Raw genomic sequence first — 4,725 nt, forward strand, 5'->3', positions numbered from 1 at the left:
CCGGTCTCCGCGCCGCCCCCGCCGCCGCCCGGCATCACGCCGATCGCCCCGGCCCAGCGCGGCGCCGTGCCGCCGGCCGACGCCGGTGAGCCGTTCCGCCCGACGCTCACCACCGCCGCGATCAACAAGGCACGGGCCGAGCGGCAGCGCACGGTGATCCCGCCGCGTCCCAAGACCAACCAGGAGCCGCCGACCGGCGGGTTCAGCGCCACCGACCTGAGCGTTCCGGTGCCCAGTCCCCGCCCGTCCGCGCCGGAGCCCGCCCCGCCGGGGTCTCGCGCCAACTGGCCGCTCGTCAACAACGGCGACGACCAGAACGACCGGGAGCGGGAGGCGCCCGCCTACCCGTACGGGCGCAGCGTCGACGCGCCGAGCGACCCGGGACGGGTCACCCCGCCGTGGCTCGCCGACGACCTGCCCCAGGAGCCGCCGATGCTGCGGCTGGTGGAGCCGCCGCCGCTCGCCGACCGGGCGCTGCGCAACGAGCTGGACCAGCCGACCGACCCGGGCCTCGACACGCCTCCGCTGCGGCTGGTCGACCCGGCCGACGCCGGGCGTCGTGCGCCCCGGGCCGAGCTGCCCCCGCCGCTGGAGCGTCGTCCCGCACCGAAGGAGCACCGGCCGCCGCCGGTGTCCGACGAGGGCGACGGTGACCTGCTGATCTTCGCGCAGGCCAAGTCGGCCTGGTTCGTCGGTCACGGCGACGAGGCGGACCTGGAGTGGGCGACCACCGCGGACACCGGCTGGCAGGCCGCCGAGCAGGCCGCCCGCCCCTCGGTCGGCGCGGAGACCAGGGCGGGCCTGCCGAAGCGGGTTCCCCAGGCCAACCTGGTGCCGGGCTCGCCGCTGCGCGAGGAGCGTCCCCTGCGGATCGTGCGCAACGCGGCCAGCCTCGCCGAGAACACCACCGGCTACTTCCGGGGCTGGCGCCGCGGTCAGGAGATCGGTGGCTTCGCGGTCGGCGGTCGGCCGGGCCGCGAGGCGGCCGGCGGCTGGGACTTCAGCCGGGACACCGGCGACCGCGACGACGAGCGGGAATACGAGTACCGGTCGGCGGGATACCGGTCCTGACCACCACGCCGTGGCGTGTTCCTACCCACACCCGGACGATTTGACGTCGGGTCCGGCCGGCCGGGAACATACCCGGCGGACCAGCGGCGGCGCCTGTTCGCCGGGGTGGGAAGGCGACTCCATTGGCGACACCGGCATTCGACTCCACCGTGCTCACCCGTCGGGGCGTCCTCGCCGCCGCGGCCGGCAGCCTGCTGCTGGCCGGTTGCGGGCCGCAGGGACAGCGTCCCGGTGACGGTGGGACCAGCAGCGCACCGGGCGACCAGGACCTGTTCGTCGGCGCCAGCCTGGAGCTGAGCGGCCGCGGCGCGGCGCTGGCCCTGTTCCAGCGCCGGGCGCTGGAGATCACGGCGGAGTCGCTGAACCGGACCGGAATCCAGGTCGGCACCCTGCTCCGGTCGATCCGGCTGGACGTCCGGGACAACGGCGGCAACCCGGAGGTCGCCGCCCGGCAGGCGGCGGAGCTGACCCGTGCCGGGGCGCAGGCCCTGGTCGGAGGCGTCCTCGGGGAGACCGCCGCGGCCCTGGCGGCGGCGGCCCAGCGACTCAAGACGCCCTACCTGTCCCTGGGCTACGGGGACCGCATCGTGCTCCCGCTCCAGGAGCGCACGTTCAGCTTCAAGCTCACCCCGGACGGCACCGACGTGGCCCGCCGGCTGGCGGACCTGCTCGAGTCGCAGCGGATCCGCCGGGTCGTCCTGCTCGCCGCGGACGGACCCCACGGCGACTCGGGGGTACGGGCGGTGCGGGACGCGCTGGACAACAGCCGGGTGGACCTGGTGCGAACGGTCCGGCTGCCGGAGACCGGGCAAAGCTTCCGGTCCGCCGCCGGGCGCGCCGCCGCCGGCGACCCGGACGGCGTCATCGTCTGGGGCACCGCCCCCGACTCGGGCGACGCGGCGCGGGAACTGCGGCGCGCCGGCCACCGCGGCCCGCTCTTCTTCGACGCCGGCGCGGTGGCCGACGACACCGTGAACGGCACCAACGCGGCCGCGGTGGAGGGGGCGTACGCCGTGCACCCGGCCTGCCTGGGCGGCTCCCCGCTGACCGCCACCAGCACCGCCCAGGTGGCCCGCCAGGACTTCGACAGGCGTTACACCCAGCGGCACGGCACCTCGGTCGCCTTCGCCCCGTACGCGTCGGACGCGCTCCAGATGCTGGCCGCGTCGGCCCGGAAGGCGACGAGCCTCGACCGGGGCCGGCTGCGGGCGTTCCTCCAGACCCAGATGGCCGAGGGCATCGCCGGCGGGTACGCGTTCACCGAGGGCCGGCACGGTGGCATGGAGGCCGACTCGCTCGGCGTCTACCTGGTCTCCCAGGGCAGCTGGACCCGGTACGCCTGACCGTCGTCCGGTGGCCGTCCCGTCGGGACGGTCACCGGCTGACCGCGTACCGCATTCGACCACGGACGGCAGGAAGCGCCCGGTGGCCCATGGCCGCCGGGCGCTTCCGCGTGTCGGTCAGGCGGGTGCGACGGCCCGCGAGCGCCGCATGGTGAGCACGTACTCGACGAGCGAGATCAGCACGTGCTTCGTGGACTCCCGGTTACGGGCGTCACACGGCACCACCGGCACGTCGCGGGAGATCGCGAGCGCGTCCCGCACGTCCTGCGGATCGTGGTACTGCATGCCGTCGAAGCAGTTGATGGCGATCAGGTACGGCAACCGCCGGTGCTCGAAGAAGTCGATCGCGGCGAAGCAGTCGGCCAGTCGACGCGTGTCGACGAGCACCACCGCACCGATCGCTCCCCGGACCAACTCGTCCCACATGAACCAGAACCGCGTCTGACCCGGCGTACCGAAGAGGTACAGGATCAGGTCACGGTCGATCGAGATACGACCGAAGTCCATCGCCACCGTGGTCGTCGTCTTGCCCGGCACCTGCCGGGTGTCGTCGACGCCCACGCCGGCGGAGGTCATGATCGCCTCGGTGGTCAGCGGCGTGATCTCCGAGACCGAACCGACCAGCGTCGTCTTGCCGACGCCGAATCCACCGGCGATAACGATCTTCGCCGACGTCACGCGCCCGCTCGGGACCGGCGGCCGGTGCGACATGTCAGAGCCTGCGAAGTCCACTCAGCACCCTCTCCAGCAGTTCAGTGCCCACCGCGTCGTCGGAGTCGTCCAAAATGGTCGGCTCGTGGACCGCGACCAGGCCGTCCGTCGCCATGTCGGCGATGAGCACCCGGGCCACGCCGAGCGGAAGCTGCATCCGCGCCGCGATCTCGGCAAGCGACTGCACGCGTCCGTCACACAACGCGGCTATGTACTGGTGTTCACGACCGTGGCCACCATTGCCAGTGGCAACCGCTCGGCCGCGCACCGTCGTCTCGACGAGCGCCTCCAGGGCGATGTCGAGCCGGGGACGGGTGCGACCACGGGTCACGGCGTACGGCCGGACCAACGCTCCGGTCGGCTCGTCACGATCCGCCATTTCGCCGCTCACCTCCCTCGCACCCGGCACCGGCTCGCCCCGGTGACATTCGTCGCTGTCGTCGTTGTTCCCGCTCCTGACCCACCGGCCAGCGCGTCATTCAGCCCATCATCCCCACAGCCGTACGCGGCTGCGGCGTCAGGGCGTCGCCCACCCGGTCCACGAGCAGGGCCATCTCGTACCCGACCTGACCCACGTCACAGCTGCGTGCCGCGAGCACCGCGAACGACGAGCCGTCCGAGATGGACATCAGGAACAGGAAGCCGTTGTCCATCTCGACGACTGTCTGCAGCACCGCTCCGCCCTCGAAGCAGCGCGCCGCGCCCTGGGTCAGGCTGACCAGGCCGGACGCGATGGCCGCGAGCTGGTCGGCGCGGTCCCGCGGGAGGTCACGGGACGAGGCGAGAAGCAGGCCGTCGGCCGAGACCGCGACCGCGTGCGCCACACCGGGCACCCGGTCGGCGAAGTTGGCGAGCAGCCATCCGAGATCCTGCGTAGTAGTCATCCTTGTTGCTCCTTCTGCCCGCTCCCGGCCACCGGGCCTGAGCCAGACTGCGAGGACTGCTGCCCGCCCGGAGTGCCCTCCGGGCCGGTCGTGTTGCTGTCGGTCGTGCTCCGCCCCCGCTGTACGCCCCGATGGTAGGCCGAGAGCAGGCCCCGGACACCCTCCGGCGTACGCCGCTGCGACGTCGGCGACGGCTTGTCGATGCTGCCCGGCACGAGCTGCGCCATCGGCGTCCGCTTCGGCAGGCCCTTCTGCGTGGTCTCCGCCACCGGCACCTCGGTGGCGGCCGAGGCGGCCCGCCATCCGTCGTCGGCCGCGGTCTGCCACGGCGAGGCCTGCTGCGGCGCGGCCGGCTGCCGGGTGGGCAGCCCGCCGGCGTACGCCGGACGGCCGTTGCCGTTCGCCGTGCCGTTGTCACGCGGGGCTCCGCCGACTGTCGGAGTGGGTGCCATCGGCGTGTTACCTGTCGTTGCGGGTGTCGGCTGCGGCACGGCCCGGCCGGCGGTGTCCACCTTGGCGAACTGCTGGGTCGCGGCGCCGTTGGCCGACCCGGCCTGGGCCGCCGCCTCCTCGTGGGGCCCGGGCCGGCGGGTGCGGAACCACGCCGACTCCAGCTCCCGGAAGATCGGCAGCTCCATCGTCTCGTCCGCGTACCGCTGGCGGTTGCCGGGCTGCTGCGGCGCGGCCGGTCGCGGTGCGGGGGCCGGCGTCGACTG

General features: G+C 73.9%; 4 protein-coding genes and 2 pseudogenes. 2 read left to right on the top strand and 4 right to left on the bottom strand.

All coding sequences use genetic code 11. From position 1 onward, the window contains the following. Positions 1-1,071, top strand: a pseudogene (locus tag HUW36_RS25910) (transposase); the annotation flags it as partial. Positions 1,072-1,193: 122 nt separating this feature from the next. Then, positions 1,194-2,414, top strand: coding sequence for an ABC transporter substrate-binding protein (locus tag HUW36_RS25915; protein ID WP_174530547.1), 1,221 nt, complete (start codon positions 1,194-1,196; stop codon positions 2,412-2,414). 117 nt (positions 2,415-2,531) lie between these two features. On the opposite strand, the gene HUW36_RS25920 is transcribed toward HUW36_RS25915, so the two are convergent. The 4 genes and pseudogenes from HUW36_RS25920 to HUW36_RS25935 form a co-directional block, all read right to left on the bottom strand. After that, positions 2,532-3,125, bottom strand: a complete 594-nt coding sequence (locus HUW36_RS25920; RefSeq protein ID WP_091582358.1) for a GTP-binding protein — start codon at positions 3,123-3,125, stop codon at positions 2,532-2,534. Between the two features lies 1 nt (position 3,126). Next, positions 3,127-3,504 (bottom strand): DUF742 domain-containing protein, encoded by a 378-nt coding sequence (locus tag HUW36_RS25925; RefSeq protein WP_030501200.1) that lies wholly within the window; start codon positions 3,502-3,504, stop codon positions 3,127-3,129. 100 nt (positions 3,505-3,604) lie between these two features. Then, entirely contained in the window at positions 3,605-4,009 is a 405-nt protein-coding gene (locus tag HUW36_RS25930) for a roadblock/LC7 domain-containing protein (protein ID WP_013283992.1), read from the bottom strand. Continuing rightward, positions 4,006-4,725 (bottom strand): annotated as a pseudogene (locus tag HUW36_RS25935) (ATPase); the annotation flags it as partial. The pseudogene HUW36_RS25935 and the gene HUW36_RS25930, both read right to left, overlap by 4 nt.

Source organism: Micromonospora maritima (genome assembly GCF_902825405.1).
GTDB classification, from domain to species: Bacteria; Actinomycetota; Actinomycetes; order Mycobacteriales; family Micromonosporaceae; genus Micromonospora; species Micromonospora maritima.